The sequence below is a fragment of the Niveibacterium sp. genome (genome assembly GCF_041909475.1).
Lineage (GTDB): Bacteria > Pseudomonadota > Gammaproteobacteria > Burkholderiales > Rhodocyclaceae > Niveibacterium.
In genome coordinates, this window is record NZ_JAYRDJ010000011.1 from 70,557 (window position 1) to 84,203 (window position 13,647).

General features: G+C 64.1%; 15 protein-coding genes. 10 read left to right on the top strand and 5 right to left on the bottom strand.

Features of this window, described 5'->3' with window-relative positions; all coding sequences use genetic code 11:
* Positions 1–44: 44 nt before the first annotated feature.
* The gene (locus ACE3P0_RS09620; RefSeq protein WP_374402324.1) at positions 45–248 is read left to right on the top strand and encodes a hypothetical protein; all 204 of its coding nucleotides are present in this window, start codon (positions 45–47) and stop codon (positions 246–248) included.
* 46 nt (positions 249–294) lie between these two features.
* Positions 295–1,101 carry a uracil-DNA glycosylase gene (locus ACE3P0_RS09625; protein WP_374402252.1) on the top strand — a complete coding sequence of 269 codons (807 nt, stop codon included), beginning with the start codon at positions 295–297 and terminating at the stop codon, positions 1,099–1,101.
* 45 nt (positions 1,102–1,146) lie between these two features.
* Here the strand turns inward: ACE3P0_RS09625 and lplT are convergent, their stop codons facing one another.
* Positions 1,147–2,409, bottom strand: coding sequence for a lysophospholipid transporter LplT (lplT, locus tag ACE3P0_RS09630; RefSeq protein ID WP_374402254.1), 1,263 nt, complete (start codon positions 2,407–2,409; stop codon positions 1,147–1,149).
* Positions 2,410–2,636: 227 nt separating this feature from the next.
* Between lplT and ACE3P0_RS09635 the strand changes: the two genes are divergently transcribed.
* The 4 genes from ACE3P0_RS09635 to tpiA all read left to right on the top strand — a co-directional run bounded on the left by ACE3P0_RS09635 (position 2,637) and on the right by tpiA (position 6,911).
* Positions 2,637–3,560 (top strand): LysR family transcriptional regulator, encoded by a 924-nt coding sequence (locus ACE3P0_RS09635; protein WP_374402256.1) that lies wholly within the window; start codon positions 2,637–2,639, stop codon positions 3,558–3,560.
* On the top strand, positions 3,553–4,635 hold the full coding sequence (alr, locus tag ACE3P0_RS09640) for an alanine racemase (RefSeq protein WP_374402258.1): 1,083 nt from the start codon (positions 3,553–3,555) through the stop codon (positions 4,633–4,635). The genes ACE3P0_RS09635 and alr overlap by 8 nt, the downstream gene beginning before the upstream one ends.
* On the top strand, positions 4,635–6,008 hold the full coding sequence (gene radA, locus ACE3P0_RS09645; protein ID WP_374402260.1) for a DNA repair protein RadA: 1,374 nt from the start codon (positions 4,635–4,637) through the stop codon (positions 6,006–6,008). The genes alr and radA overlap by 1 nt, the downstream gene beginning before the upstream one ends.
* 129 nt (positions 6,009–6,137) lie before the next feature.
* Positions 6,138–6,911: a triose-phosphate isomerase gene (gene tpiA / locus ACE3P0_RS09650; protein WP_374402262.1), complete on the top strand. Its 774-nt coding sequence runs from the start codon at positions 6,138–6,140 to the stop codon at positions 6,909–6,911.
* Positions 6,912–6,989: 78 nt separating this feature from the next.
* Here tpiA and ACE3P0_RS09655 read toward each other — a convergent pair whose 3' ends face one another.
* The 3 genes from ACE3P0_RS09655 to ACE3P0_RS09665 all read right to left on the bottom strand — a co-directional run bounded on the left by ACE3P0_RS09655 (position 6,990) and on the right by ACE3P0_RS09665 (position 9,804).
* The gene (locus ACE3P0_RS09655) at positions 6,990–7,463 is read right to left on the bottom strand and encodes a MarR family winged helix-turn-helix transcriptional regulator (protein WP_374402264.1); all 474 of its coding nucleotides are present in this window, start codon (positions 7,461–7,463) and stop codon (positions 6,990–6,992) included.
* Positions 7,464–7,467: 4 nt separating this feature from the next.
* Complete coding sequence (locus ACE3P0_RS09660) at positions 7,468–8,289, bottom strand: M48 family metallopeptidase (RefSeq protein WP_374402266.1); 822 nt, start codon at positions 8,287–8,289, stop codon at positions 7,468–7,470.
* A gap of 120 nt (positions 8,290–8,409) precedes the next feature.
* On the bottom strand, positions 8,410–9,804 hold the full coding sequence (locus ACE3P0_RS09665) for a transglycosylase SLT domain-containing protein (RefSeq protein ID WP_374402268.1): 1,395 nt from the start codon (positions 9,802–9,804) through the stop codon (positions 8,410–8,412).
* 177 nt (positions 9,805–9,981) lie between these two features.
* On the opposite strand from ACE3P0_RS09665, the gene ACE3P0_RS09670 reads away from it, so the two are divergent.
* On the top strand, positions 9,982–10,935 hold the full coding sequence (locus ACE3P0_RS09670) for a diguanylate cyclase (protein WP_374402270.1): 954 nt from the start codon (positions 9,982–9,984) through the stop codon (positions 10,933–10,935).
* A gap of 5 nt (positions 10,936–10,940) precedes the next feature.
* On the opposite strand, the gene gloB is transcribed toward ACE3P0_RS09670, so the two are convergent.
* Positions 10,941–11,705 carry a hydroxyacylglutathione hydrolase gene (gene gloB, locus ACE3P0_RS09675; protein WP_374402272.1) on the bottom strand — a complete coding sequence of 255 codons (765 nt, stop codon included), beginning with the start codon at positions 11,703–11,705 and terminating at the stop codon, positions 10,941–10,943.
* A gap of 28 nt (positions 11,706–11,733) precedes the next feature.
* On the opposite strand from gloB, the gene ACE3P0_RS09680 reads away from it, so the two are divergent.
* Genes ACE3P0_RS09680 through dnaQ form a run of 3 tightly spaced genes read left to right on the top strand, consistent with a single transcriptional unit; the run spans position 11,734 to position 13,639 of the window.
* The gene (locus ACE3P0_RS09680) at positions 11,734–12,471 is read left to right on the top strand and encodes a class I SAM-dependent methyltransferase (protein WP_374402274.1); all 738 of its coding nucleotides are present in this window, start codon (positions 11,734–11,736) and stop codon (positions 12,469–12,471) included.
* Positions 12,468–12,914: a ribonuclease HI gene (gene rnhA / locus ACE3P0_RS09685; protein WP_374402276.1), complete on the top strand. Its 447-nt coding sequence runs from the start codon at positions 12,468–12,470 to the stop codon at positions 12,912–12,914. Before ACE3P0_RS09680 ends, rnhA begins: the two co-directional genes overlap by 4 nt.
* Positions 12,914–13,639 carry a DNA polymerase III subunit epsilon gene (gene dnaQ / locus ACE3P0_RS09690; RefSeq protein ID WP_374402278.1) on the top strand — a complete coding sequence of 242 codons (726 nt, stop codon included), beginning with the start codon at positions 12,914–12,916 and terminating at the stop codon, positions 13,637–13,639. Before rnhA ends, dnaQ begins: the two co-directional genes overlap by 1 nt.
* The last annotated feature ends 8 nt before the right edge of the window (positions 13,640–13,647 follow it).

Below are 13,647 nucleotides of genomic sequence, written 5' to 3' on the forward strand. Positions count from 1 at the left end.
ATGGCGAGCTCGCCGAGCGCTTGCTGGTGGAACATCACGGCGCGGTGGCGTTGCTGACGCGATGCGAAGAGCAGGGGCTTGTCGAACTCCGGCGCAGCGATACCGACCGGCGGACGGTCGAAATCCACCTCACCGCCACCGGCGCCCACCACTTCGAACACCTGGCGGCCATGCATGAGGCGGAACAGCGGTCTCTGCAAAACACGTTCCGGGTCGCGCGCATTACCGCATTCAACGACGATGCGTGAAGCATGCGAAGATAGTTAACTATTTCCGATGTAGCTGAAGGGTGTTGTGGGAAATCGAGGGGACGTCTCTGTGCGCACTTCCATACTCAGTCGCCTAAGCCTTGGGCCGATTTGGCGGCTCGCTCATGAGTCGATAGATGTCGATACTCCGACCGGAATTCGGACGGACTGCGTCACACGCCCGGACGAAGCTAAGCCGCAAGAGCGAGACCGGGCGAGTGAGATATCGCTGCGCGCGGATTTGGCGAGCAACCGTGAAGCGCTGCCTGTGCAGCAGTGGGGCTGGGGCGATTTGAACCGTTTGGTCGCGGAATGCAGCCGGTGTGGTTTGGCTTCGCACCGCACTCAGGCCGTCCTTGGCGTTGGCGATCAGCAGGCAGATTGGCTGTTCGTTGGCGAAGGTCCTGGCGCGGAGGAGGATCTTCGCGGCGAGCCCTTTGTGGGGCAGGCTGGCAAGTTGCTGGATGCGATGCTCGCCAGTTTGGGGATTGCGCGGGGGAATCGCGTTTATATTGCCAATGCCGTGAAGTGCCGGCCGCCTAACAACCGTACGCCGGAGCCAGACGAAATCGAGGCCTGCTTCCCGTATCTGCAACGCCAGATCGAGTTGATTCAGCCGCGCGTGATCGTGGCTTTGGGTCGGCCCGCAGCACAAGCTTTGCTGAAGCAAGAGGTCCGGATAGGCGCGGCGCGCGGACAGGTGTTCCGATTCGGCGAAACGCCTGTGGTGGTGACCTACCATCCGGCGTATCTGCTTCGCAATCCGGCGGACAAGGGTAAGGCGTGGGCGGATCTGTGTTTTGCGAAGAAGACGCTTGAATCGTCGCCGCCTAAGGCCGTCGTTGCGGGTTAAGTCAGGCCGGCCACGGTTCCGGACTTTGCCGCAGGCTACTGGCGTTCAGTGTCGGCAGTCGTCAAGCTGGCTGACCGAGTCCCGCTCGCGCTGATTGGCTTCGTGCCGGAGCTTGACGAGGAATATGGTGCCAGCGACGAAGGCACCGAACATGACGATCACGGCGTGAACCGAGAGGCCACCCCAGATCAGCAGGGCATAGAGCCCGGTCATGGCGAGGATGCTCAGGTTCTCGTTGAAGTTCTGTACTGCGATTGAGTGCCCCGCGCCCATGAGGATGTGGCCGCGGTGCTGCAGTAAGGCGTTCATCGGCACCACGAAGAAGCCTGCGAGTGCGCCGATGATGACCATCAGGAACATCGCGAGCCGGATGTCGTGGACGAAGATCATGATGTTTACGATCAGGCCCATCGCAATGCCAACAGGCAGTACGCTGATCGAGCGGCGCATCGAGATGAGCCGCGCCGCCAAGATGGATCCCACGGCCACGCCGAGCGCGAAGACGCCTTGAATCATCGACGCCTTCGACAGGCTCAAGTTGAGATTCTCTTCTCCCCATTTGATCACGATGAATTGCAGCGTCGCGCCGGCCCCCCAAAACAGGGTTGTTACCGCGAGCGTGATCTGCCCGAGACGATCGCGCCACAGCAACTGGCTACAGTGAACGAACTCATGAAACAGGTAGAGGGGGCCGCTTCGTATTGGCTTGTGATCGACGCCGGTGTCGGGGATACGCAAATTGATGATGGCGGCAATGGCGTAGAGAACGCCAATGATTGATATCGCCAGCTCGCCACGGGTATCGATGCCGGTGTTGATTCCGGGAAAGTCGAACGCCAGCATCCGATTAACGAAACTCGGCTCAATCAGCATGCCGCCGACCAGCGTGCCGATGACGATCGCGCCGACGGTTAGCCCTTCGATCCATCCGTTGGCAACGACCAAAAGTCGCGCGGGGAGCAGTTCCGTCAGGATGCCGTACTTGGCCGGCGAGTAAGCGGCCGCTCCAAGCCCCACAACGGCGTAGGCAAGCAGGGGGTGAACACCGAAGAACATCATGCCGCAGCCAAGCACCTTGATGCCGTTGCTGATCAGCATGACGCGCCATTTCGGCATCGAGTCCGCAAAGGCGCCGACAAACGCTGCCAGAACGACATAGGAAACTGTGAAGAAAAGCTTCAGCAGCGGCTCGTAGGCCGCCGGTGCCTGCATATCCCGCAGGATCGCGATTGCCGCGATGAGCAAAGCACTGTCGCCAAGCGCAGAAAAGAACTGCGCGGCCATGATGATGTAGAAGCCTGGGGTCATCCTGATACGTTTCGCGTGGCCCCGGAGGGACGCGGCTTTATATCACGAACACGTGAAGCGGCCGAATCGCGGCAGTCGGGCTGGCTGCGTCGCTGGCGGCCCCGCCTGATTTGTGATGCAATCGTGCGCTGCAAAAACCCTTGTTTGACGGGCGTTTCGGCGGCGTGCCATGTAGTGCAGAACCCTGCCTGCATATCGGAACCCGCTGCCCGTCAGGAGCATTCACCATGGCAACCATGGCCGACCGCCGGTTACAGGTATTCCTGGCCGTCGCGAAACATCGTTCATTCACGCGCGCGGCTGAAGCGCTTTACATGACTCAGCCGGCCGTCACCTTCCAGATCAAGCAGCTGGAAGAACATTTCAATACCCGTTTGCTCGACCGCGGCTACGGCAAGGTCACACTGACGCCCGCTGGCGAGATCGTGCTGGACTACGCCGAACGCATCCTTGGCATGAGCGCCGAGATGGAGGACCAGGTAGCGGGCCTGACGCAGGAACCCAATGGTGTGGTGTCGGTTGGTTTGTCGCCGACGATCGCCTCCTACTGGCTCCCGTCGCTGCTCGACGGTTTCAAGCGTCAGTACCCCAAGGTCGTGCCGCGTGTTTTCGTTGGCAACTCGGAGTGGGTTGAACGGCGCGTGGCCGACAAGGAACTGGATGTTGGCCTCGTCGAGCTCGAATCTTCCGACGCGGGAATTGAATGCCGCGAAGTGGGGCGCGATGAGTTGTTCGCGATCGTGCCGCCGGGCCATGTGCTGGCGCGCCATGTTCGCGTTCGTGCGGACGACCTGGTCGGGCTGCCGTTCATCGATCGCGATCCGGGGGCGGCGATCCGGGAAGCGGCAGAGCGCTTCTTCCGTGAAGCGGGTTTCCCGCCGGAGAACCTGGATGTGACCGCCGAGCTCTCCAGCCTTTCCACGATCAAGCATCTCGTGCAGCAAGGTGTCGGTTTTGCGATCGCAGCCCGTGCGTCGATCGAGAAGGACATCCAGAGCGGCCGTCTGGTGGCACTGCCGCTGGAGCCGCATCTGTACGAAACGCTGTCGGTGCTGTTGCCGAAGGATAAGTTCCGCTCACGCGTCGTCACAATTTTCGCCGACTTCGCGACCGAGCATCTCAAGTCGCGGGGGATCAACCGCGATGCCTAGGCCGATTCGGGCAACGATCGATCTGCCTGCTTTCCGTCACAACTACCTGCGGGCGAAATCGCTCGCGCCGGCTGCCAAAGCGTGGACCGTGATCAAGGCGAACGCCTACGGCCATGGCCTCGTGCGTTGTGCGCAGGCGGTTGCCGACGTGGCGGACGGCTATGCGATGCTGGATTTCGCCGAGGCCGCCACGCTGCGTGAAGCCGGCTTCAAGCAGCCGCTGCTGATGCTGGAAGGTGCGTTCGATAGCGCGGATACCCGCATGGCCGGCGCGCTGGGCTTGAGCCTCGCGGTTCATGACGCGTCGCAGATCCGGATGCTCGAAACCGAAACGCTGGCGCAGCCGGTTGATGTCTTCCTCAAACTCAACACCGGAATGAACCGGCTCGGCTTTGCGCCGGAGCAGGCCGGTGTGCTCAGCGCGCGTCTCAAGGCCCTACGCAACGTGGCCAGCGTGACCTTGATGACGCACTTTGCGCGCGCCGACGACGACACTGGTATCGCCGTGCAACTCGCGCGCTTTGACGCCGCAGCGGCCGGGCTCGGTTTGCCGCACAGCATCGCCAACTCGGCGGCCTTGCTGCGCTTTCCCGAGGCGGCGCGCGACGGCGTGCGACCCGGCATCATGCTGTACGGCGGCTCGCCGATGCCGGATCTGAAGTCCGCTGCGTCGCTAGATCTGCGCCCCGCGATGCATCTCGAATCGCGCGTGATTGCCGTACAACAGATCGCGGCGGGTGAGGCGGTTGGTTACGGTGCGCGTTTCGTCGCCGACAAGCCGACCCGTGTTGGCATCGTCGCCTGCGGTTACGCCGATGGTTATCCGCGCCATGCGCTGACCGGCACACCGATTCTCATCGATGGGCGGCGCACGCGAACCCTCGGGCGGGTGTCGATGGACATGCTGGCCTGCGACCTGACCGATCTGCCGAGCGCATCGGTCGGCAGCGAAGTGGTGCTGTGGGGCCGCGACCTGCCGGCTGACGAGGTGGCTGCTGCTGCCGGCACGATCAGCTACGAGTTGTTCTGTGCACTCGCCAATCGCGTGCCAGTCAGCGTCATCGGCGCGGCTTGATGGCGAAGGTCAAAACGGTTTACCAGTGCACCGAATGCGGTGCGCAGGCGGCGCGCTGGCAGGGGCAGTGCCCCGGCTGCTCGCAATGGAACACTCTGGTTGAATCGATTGCCGCGCCGGCTGGCGGGGCGGCCAGTCGCTTCAGTGCCTTGGCGGGCGAAGTCAGCCAGATCAAGAAGCTGGCGGATTTCACGCCACAGGAACACTCACGTTTCGCGACCGGCATTGAGGAATTCGACCGCGTGCTGGGTGGTGGCCTGGTCGCTGGTGGCGTCGTGCTTATTGGCGGTGACCCGGGTATTGGCAAGTCAACGCTGCTGCTTCAGGCGCTCGCGACGCTGTCGCTGCATTGCAAGGCGGTGTATGTCAGCGGCGAGGAATCCGGCGAACAGGTCGCGCTGCGTGCGCAGCGCCTGCAACTGGATGCCGCGGCGCTTGAAATGCTGCCGGAGATCAACCTTGAGCGCATCCTCGATACGCTGAAGGCGCAGAAGCCGCGGCTCGCGGTGATCGATTCGATCCAGACGCTGTATTCCGAGGTGCTGCAGTCCGCCCCCGGTTCGGTGGCGCAGGTGCGCGAATGTGCCGCGCAGCTCACCCGCTTCGCGAAGCAGAGTGGGTGCGCGCTGGTGCTGGTCGGCCATGTCACCAAGGACGGTTCGCTGGCCGGCCCGCGCGTGCTGGAACACATCGTGGACGCAGTGCTGTACTTCGAGGGGGATACCCAGTCGAGCTTCCGCCTGGTGCGGGCGTTCAAGAACCGCTTTGGCGCGGTCAATGAGCTGGGTGTGTTCGCGATGACCGACAAGGGCCTGCGCGGTGTCAGCAATCCGTCCGCGATCTTCCTGTCGCAGCATGAGCAGGATGTCTCCGGTGCCTGCGTGCTGGTGACGCAGGAGGGTACGCGCCCGCTGCTGGTCGAAGTGCAAGCCCTGGTCGACCCCGCCCATGCGCCAAGCCCGCGCCGGCTCAGTGTTGGCCTGGAGCAGAACCGTCTGGCGATGTTGCTCGCGGTGCTGCATCGGCATGCGGGCCTGATGTGCGCCGACCAGGACGTGTTCGTCAACGCCGTGGGCGGTGTGCGGATCGGTGAGCCGGCGGCGGACTTGGCGGTGTGCCTTGCGATCGTCTCGTCGCTGCGCAACAAACCGCTGCGGCGCGATCTGGCGATGTTCGGCGAGGTCGGCCTAGCGGGTGAGATCCGCCCCGCGCCACGCGGGCAGGAGCGATTGCGCGAGGCGGCCAAGCTGGGCTTCCGGGTCGCCCTGGTCCCCAAGGCCAATTTGCCGAAACAGGCGATTCCCGGCATCGAGGTGATTGGCGTGGATCGCATCGAGGATGCATTGACCAAGGCGCGTGAACTCGAGGCCTGAGTCGAAGCCTGAGGTCCGCACCTGCCGCCAATTTGATCTGGCCGGTGTCCTGAGCACCGTCCTCCAACTAAAATCCAATATTTCCCCCTTCGGCTTCGCGCCGGCAAAAACCGAAAACAAGGAGTTCCCATGCGCAAGACCTACGTCATCGGCAACTGGAAGATGAATGGCAACAAGGCCGCCAACAAGGCGCTGCTGGATGGCCTCAAGGCGGGCGTGCCTGCCGCCAAGGCGGGTGTGGCCATCGCTGTGTGCCCGCCGTTCGCTTACCTGGAATCGGTGATCGCCGAAACCGCAGGTTCCGTGATCGGGGTCGGCGCGCAGGACGTGTCGGAATACGACAAGGGCGCCTACACCGGTGAAGTCTCGGTGTCGATGCTCAAGGATGTCGGCGTGACCTACGCCGTGATCGGCCACTCCGAGCGCCGTGCGCTGTTCGGCGAGACCGACGAATGGGTTGGCAAGAAGACCGCCGCTGCGCTGGCTGGTGGCCTGGTGCCGGTGGTCTGCGTCGGTGAAACCGAAGCCGAGCGCGTCGGTAACCAGACCGAAGCCGTGCTCGCCAAGCAACTGGACGCGATCCTGGCTGCCGTGCCGAACGCGGCTCCGGGGGCGATCGTGATCGCCTACGAACCCGTCTGGGCAATCGGCACTGGCAAGACCGCCACGCCGGAAATGGCGCAGGAAACCCACGCCTTCATCCGCAACTACATCAAGAAGGCCGGTGACGCCTTCGCCGCTGAAACCGCGATCCTGTACGGTGGCAGCGTCAAGGCCAGCAACGCGCTGGGCCTGTTCGCGATGCCGGACATCGACGGCGGCCTCGTCGGCGGTGCATCGCTGATCGTTGAAGAGTTTGTCGGCGTCTACAACGGCGCTGCGGAAGCCTTCGCCAAGCGCTAAGCTCAGCGGCTGGCAGTAAAACAAACGGGGCGCCCCTCATCGTGATGGGTGCCCCGTTTTGTTTGGTACCGCTTGGCGTCAGGTGCCGGCGGACAGCCGCTCTGCGTTGGCGAGCATGCGGCTCATCAGATCTCGGAGCTGCGTCACTTCATCGGCGCTGAAGCCCTCGAAGTGCGCGTTGAGTACGCGGGCGGCGTATTCCGGCAGTTTCTGATTCACGTCGGCGCCGGTTTCGGTCAGATGCAGATAGGCGGCGCGGCGGTCGTGATCGCTGCGGGCGCGGCGAATCAGGCCTTTTTCCTCCAGCCGGTCGAGCATGCGCGTCATCGATCCGGTGTCGTAATGCACCCGGCGGCATAGCGCGGCGGCGGTCACGCCCGGCGTTTCGGCAACCTGCACGAGCACCGCCCACTGTGCGCTGGTGATACCCAGCGGTGCGAGCTCACGATCCATCACCGCCATCATGCGCGCCCGCAACGCGTTGATCATGAAGCCGAAGCTGTCCTGCACCTTGTATGTCTCCGCGGTGAAAATCGGGGCATCGTTCGCCATCGTTTCAGCCTTTCTGTTTCTGTGTGTGGGGATTCTGAGCCCGCTCGTAGAGCGGCATGACTTCCGGAAGGTGGCGCTCGATCTCCCGGATTCTGTCCTTGCCGGCCGGATGCGTCGAGAGCCAGGCGAAACCGCCTCCGCCTCCAGCCTTCGACATCTTCTGCCAAAGCGATATACCGGCGCGCGGGTCGTAACCGGCACGGGCCGCGAGGTCGAGGCCGACGACATCGGCATCGCTCTCGTCTTCGCGCGAGAACTTCAGCGTTAGCAGGTTGCCGCCGATGCTGAACGCGTCTGCATACCGCCCCTGGCCTACGAACTGGCCAAGCAGACCGACGCCGAGTTGTGTGAGCTGCGTCTTTGCGATGCGCTCCCGCGCGTGTTCGCGCAGCGCATGGGCGATCTCATGGCCCATCACGATTGCGATCTCGTCGTCGCTGAGCTTCAGACCGTCAATCAGCCCGGTGTAGAAGGCGATCTTGCCACCCGGCATGCAGAAGGCGTTGGCTTCGCGCGAGGCGATCAGGTTCACCTCCCAGCGCCACGCGTTCGCTCGCGGGTTGAAACGCGCGGAGAAGGGGACGATCCGGTCGGCAATCCCGCGCAGGCGCTTGAGCGCTGGGTCTCCCGCGGGCGCAAGGGCACGCTTGTCCGCCGCGGCGCGCAGCATCTGGTGGTATTGCTGGCCGGCTGACTGCTCAAGTTGCTCCGCCGGAACCAGCTTGCGCAGGCGCGATGCTTCGTCGACCTGTACGCCATCGGCACGCACGCCGGGCGATGCGAGCGGAAGAAGGACGACACAGGTGAGGGCGAGGCGGCGAAGCATTCTGCAGTAACAGTCAGGGCAGTCAGCAAGTCCCGCGGATCATACCCGCGTGTTCCGCGCTCTACTACCCTGGCGCCATGCCCAGTCTGGGTGCGTTTGCGCCGCGCCGCCCCTTGAACCTTACTTGCGGTGCTTGTTGTGGTGGGCGCCGGCCTTCGCGCCGCCCGACTTCGATGCCCGGCTGCCTTTGGCTGTGTGGTGGCTCGCAGAGCCACCCCGCGGCGGTTTGCCAAGGCGCGGTGCCGGCGCGGGCGCTTGGGATGCGAAGCTGAGTTTCGGGGCGAGTACCGGGGCGCTTTCGGCCATTGCGACCGCGTCGCCAGAAGGCACCAGCAGCGTGTAGCCGGGGCCGGGGCGCATACGCGGGGCGAGACCGTTAACCTCACGCAGTTTGGTGACGCTGATGCCGAAACGTGCGGCGATCTGTTCGACGCGTTCGCCGCGTTCAACGGTATAGGTTTTCCAGCTCAGCAGCGGGCGATCGTGGTTTTCAAGGTTGGTGACGAAGGCGTCCGCCTTGTCCTTGGGCACGATGACGTGATGGTCAGACTCCCCCGGAATCACCGGGCGATTGAAGGATGGATTGAGCTCCAGGAAATCCTTCATCGGCATTTCGGCGAGCTGTGCCGCGGTGTGGAGGTCCATGCCGCCGCGGGTGCCGATCGACACGAAGTAGGGTTCGTTGGGAATCGGCGGCAGCGTGATGCCGAAGAGCTGCGGGTTGGCGATGATGTTCTTCAGCGCCTGCAGTTTGGGCACGTAGTAGCGCGTTTCCTGCGGCATCGTCAGGTAGGCGAACTCGGTTGGCAGGCCGGCAGCCTTGTTCTTTGCTACGGCGCGTGCGACGGCGTTTTCGCCCCAGTTGTACGAGGCCAGCGCAAGCTGCCAGTCGCCATGCATTTCGTACAGCGCCTGCAGATACGTCAGTGCGGCGTTGGTCGAGGCGATGATGTCGCGGCGTTCGTCCACCCACCAGTTCTGGTCGAGCGAGAAATCCTTGCCGGTGGATGGAATGAACTGCCACAGGCCGGAAGCACGGGCGGGCGAGTAGGCCATCGGGTTGTAGGCACTCTCGACCATCGGCAGCAGTGCCAGCTCGGTCGGCATGCCGCGCTTCTCAAGTTCTTCGACGATGAAGTACAGGTACTTGCGGCCGCGCTCGAGCGTGTTGCGCAGCGCGCTGGGGCGGGCGAGGTACCAGATCTGGCGGTCGGTGACGAGATCCATCGACAGGTCGCGCATCGCGAAGCCCTGGCGCATGCGGGCCCACAGGTCGGAGGACTCGGTGGTGAGGTCCACCGTCGCCACCGACGGGGTGCCGAGCTTGGATAGATCGATGCTCGAAACCGCAGTCAGGCCGGTGCCGGCGGTTGCCGCGATCGGCGTGGCCGCTCCGGTCTGTGCGGGGGGCGGAGGCGGGTCGCTCTCGTCTGCGGCCGCATTCCCGGTGGGTGAGATCGCCAGTGTGACTGCGCAACAAAGCAGCGCAGCGAACCGGCGCGCGATAGACTGCATGGGAAAGGCCCGGCGACGTGCAAAGGCGTGATTGTATCGGGCTAGCGGCGATGGGGTCAAAATGCTTTTGTTTCATAGGGTTGCGTTACTGAATCGGCCTTGCGGCCGAGCGTTTGGCGGGGCGGCACGATGACGGGGCTGATGGACGGGTCGCCGGTTTTCCGTCGCGAAGGGGGCATGAAAGCGCTGCTGATCGAGGATTCGCTCACCAGCGCGACATTGATCGCGCATCAGTTGCGGGCGATCGGCATTGAGCCGCTGGTCGCGCGCGAGGGAGAGGAGGGGATCGAGCTGTTCAAGGCCCATCGGCCCGATCTCGTGCTCCTTGATGTGATCCTGCCCGGCATTGATGGTTTCGAGGTCGCCAAGCGCATTCGCCAGTTGGAACAGCACGGCGAGTGGACCCCGATCATCTTCCTTTCCGCGCGAACTGGCGACGACGATTTGCAGCGCGGCATTGAGGTGGGCGGCGACGACTATCTGTTCAAACCGATCAGTTCGATCGTGCTGGCCGCCAAGGTGCGTGCGATGCAGCGCCTGTCGCAGATGCGCTATTCGCTGGTGGTGCTGACGCGCCGCCTCGACGACGCGAACCGCGAGCTGCAGCGCCTGTCGTCGATCGATGGCCTGACCGGCATTGCCAACCGCCGCCAGTACGACAGCACGCTGGTGCGCGAATGGCGCCGTGCGCAGCGCCGAAGCTCATCGATCGCACTGGTGGTGTGCGACGTCGACCACTTCAAGCGCTACAACGATCACTTCGGGCACCAGGGTGGCGACGAATGCCTGCGCCAGGTCGCTGCATGCCTGGCGGAACAGGCCAAGCGCCCGGCCGATCTGGTGGCGCGTTACGGTGGCGAAGAGTTCGCCGCGATCCTGCCGGATACCGATGCCGAGGGCGCATTGCAGGTCGCGGAAGCAATGCGGCGTGCGGTGTACGACCTCGCGCTGCCGCATGCGCCGACCGCGGATCTGCCCAATGTGACGATCAGTCTTGGCATTGCCGCGGCGGTGCCGCCGCGCGAGGCGCCGACGCCGGGCGCCCTGATGGCCTCGGCCGATGCGGCGCTCTACGAAGCCAAGCGTTTGGGCCGCAATCGCGCACTCATCGCGCAATCGCTGCTGGCCTGAAGCCCTTAGCGGAACTCGTTCTTCCAGCGGCGCAGCGTGGCAAAGACGGCGCCCGCGTTGACCAGCGTTTCGCCACTCACTTTTTCGGCCATGCGCTGTACGTCGGGCTGATCGCAGCGCAGGAACGGGTTGATCCGCCGCTCGACGCCGATCGTGGTCGGGATCGTGGGGCGTGCCTGCACCCGCAGCACTTCACATTGCCTGTTGTACTCAAGGATATCGGCGTTGCCCGGCTCCACCGCCATGGCAAAGCGCAGGTTCGACAGGGTGTATTCATGCGCGCAATACACCTTCGTGTCGTCGGGCAGGGCCGCGAGTCGCCCGAGTGAGGCATGCATCTGGGCCGGCGTGCCTTCGAACAGCCGTCCGCAACCCGCCGAGAACAAGGTATCCCCGCAGAACAGCGCGCCGTGCGTGAGGTAGGCGATGTGGCCGGCGGTGTGGCCCGGCACTGCGATCACCGACAGGGGCAGGGCACCGTTCAGCAGGCTCAGCGTCGCCCCATCGGTCAGCGTGGCGGTGAGGCCCGCGATCGCTTCCGTCGCGGGGCCGAACACCTTGGGATGGTGGCGCGCCGACAGCGCCGCGATGCCGCCGGTGTGATCGCCGTGGTGATGTGTGATGAGGATCGCGTCGAGCACGAGCTTGTGCTCGGCGAGAAAGCGCTGCACGGGCTCGGCGTCACCCGGGTCGACAAGCACACAGTGGCCGTCAGCGACGATCGCCCAGATATAGTTGTCCGAGAAGGCGGAAAGCGGAACAATCTGCATCCCGGCAATTTTCGGCGCACTGCTCACGATGTCAATTCCCGGATGTGCCGCGTGGCTAGAAACGCCACTGGGCCGCTATGTGATCGATTGGGAATTGGCGCAGGTCGATGCCCGGGTGGCCGACGTGTTCGGCTTCCATGCGATCCAGATCGGCCTGCCCGAGCGCGACTACCTGCGCAACAACCGCATCGGATTCAAGTTCCGCTGTGCCCGCTCGGGCGAGGTTGCGCTGATCAGCGACACCTATGAGTTGCCGCTCGCGTCGCAGAGTGTCGACCTCGTGGTGCTGCCGCATGTGCTGGAATTTTCCGAGCATCCTCACCAGGTGCTGCGCGAGGTAGAGCGGGTGCTGGTGCCGGAAGGGCAGTTGCTGATTTCGGCCTTCAATCCGGTCAGCCTGTGGGGTGCGCGTCGATTGCTAGCGGCCAGCACCGGCGAGTTTCCGTGGCAGGGGCAGTTTCTCAGCGTACGGCGCATGAAGGACTGGCTCGCGCTGCTGAGTTTCGAGAGCCAGCCGGCGGTGTTTGGCGCCTACATTCCGCCGGTGACGCCGCCACGCTGGATCGAACAGTGGGATTTCATGGACAATGCCGGCCCCCGCTGGTGGCCGTTTGCCGGCGGCGTCTACCTGATTCAGGCGACCAAGCGCGTGCGCGGCATGCGCCTGGTGGCCCCGGCGTGGCGCGATCGCCGTGCCCGCGCGAAAGCCTTTGCACCGGTTGCCCAGCGCGATCCGGTGTCGATAGAAAGAAACTTCCCTGAATGACTGATTCAATCGTAGATATCTACACCGATGGCGCCTGTTCCGGTAATCCCGGCCCGGGTGGCTGGGGCGCGATCCTGCGCGCCGGCGGGCATGAGAAGGAACTGTTCGGCGGCGAGCCGTCGACCACCAACAACCGCATGGAGATGACCGCCGTGATCCGCGCGCTGCAGGCGCTGACGCGGCCAGTGGAGGTGCGGGTGCACACCGACTCGCAGTATGTGCAGAAGGGCATCTCCGAGTGGATCCACGGCTGGAAGCGCCGCGGCTGGAAAACGGCCGACAACAAACCGGTGAAGAACGACGATCTGTGGCGCGAGCTGGATCAACTGGCGGCACTGCACAAGATTCAGTGGCTGTGGGTCAAGGGCCACGCCGGCCACCCCGAGAACGAGCGTGCGGACGAACTGGCGCGGCGTGGTGTTGATCAGGTGAGGGGCAAGTGATGCGGCAGATCATCCTCGATACCGAAACCACCGGCCTCGATTGGCGCACCGGTGACCGCGTGATCGAAATCGGCTGCGTGGAAATGGTGGCGCGCAAGCTGACCGGGCGGCACTTCCATGTGTACATCAACCCCGAACGGCTGGTCGATCCGGGGGCTATGGCGGTGCACGGCATCACGGACGAGTTCCTGGCCGACAAGCCGAAATTCAAGGACATCGTCGAGGATTTCGAGGCCTTCGTTGCCGACGGCGAGCTGATCATCCACAACGCGCAGTTCGATGTGGGCTTCCTGAACATGGAGCTGGACCGCCTTGGCCGGCCCAAGCTCGATGTGCTGTGTGCTGGCGTGATCGACACGCTGAAGATGGCGAAGGAGCAGAACCCGGGCAAGAAGGCTTCGCTCGACGCGCTCTGCCAACGTTACGAGATCGATAACGGCCACCGCGAGTTGCACGGCGCGCTGCTTGACTCCGAGCTGCTGGCCGAGGTCTACCTCGCGATGACGCGGGGCCAGGACAGCCTGATCATGGATCTGGACAGCGAGCCCGCATCGGCCGCTGGCAGCGACGAGTCGGGCGCCCCGCTGGAGCGCCATCCCTTGCGGGTGGTTCGGGCCTCTGCGGAAGAACTGGCTGCGCACGACGAGGTGATCGCCGCGATCGCCAAGGCCAACAAGGGCAAGTGCCTGTGGCTGCCGCCGGAGCCGCCGCCCGCAGCGGGATGAGCGGACGA